Raw genomic sequence first — 851 nt, 5'->3', positions numbered from 1 at the left:
CATTTGGCCGCCGTTGATCCGACCAAATGCGCTGACCCGGTTAAAAGGTTTTCAACCTTCACCGACGATTTGCACGCCATGGCCGATTGGTTTGAATCCATGGGCGTCAAGATGGTGGCGATGGAAGCAACCGGGGTTTATTGGATCCCGCTTTTTGAAATACTGGATAGAAGAGGTTTCAAGGTCTATCTGGTTAATTCGCGGGCAACGCGGCAGATAACCGGTCGAAAGTCCGATGTACTTGATTGCCAGTGGATCCTTCAGCTCATGACGCACGGCCTGCTGAGAGGCGCTTTTCGGCCCTCGGACGAAGTGTGCTCACTGCGTTCACTGGTCCGTCAGCGTGGTAATAAAGTTCGTGACCAAGCCAAAGCGCTTAATCGGATGCAAAAGGCGCTGGTCCAAATGAACATCCAGTTGGCTCAGGTCATCAGCAACATTGCCGGGGTGACGGGTATGAGCATTTTGCGAGCAATCGTTGGGGGCGAACGAGATCCCGAAGTGCTCGCCATGCTCAGAGACAAGCGTGTCAAAGCCGACCAGGCCACCGTCGCCCGTAGCTTGCGGGGTAATTGGCGAGCCGAGCATTTGCATGCGCTGAGCCAGGAATTGGCGGCTTATGATTTTCTGGAAAAGCAAATTGGTGAGTGCGACCAAGCCATTGCTCACGCACTGGAACGACTTCCAGTGCTTCAGGCGGATGTTGTCCCGCCCAGTAAAACACTGCGCAACCCACACCGCTCAAATGAGCAGCAACTGATTTTGCATCGCGCACTGAACAAGGTCATGGGCGTGGATTTGACCGCAATCCCAACCATAGGAATCGACACGGCTTTGGTTTTGGCCAGTGA

1 protein-coding gene is annotated in these 851 nt (G+C 53.9%); it reads left to right on the top strand.

Annotated elements, in window-relative coordinates; genetic code table 11:
* On the top strand, positions 1-851 hold an 851-nt coding region (locus tag ACTD9P_RS29625), incomplete at both ends, for an IS110 family RNA-guided transposase (protein ID WP_438870420.1).

This window comes from Pseudomonas onubensis, from assembly GCF_965653655.1.
Taxonomy (GTDB): domain Bacteria; phylum Pseudomonadota; class Gammaproteobacteria; order Pseudomonadales; family Pseudomonadaceae; genus Aquipseudomonas.
The sequence above is the reverse complement of the archived record's forward strand: the minus strand, read 5'-3'. Positions and strand labels throughout refer to the sequence as shown.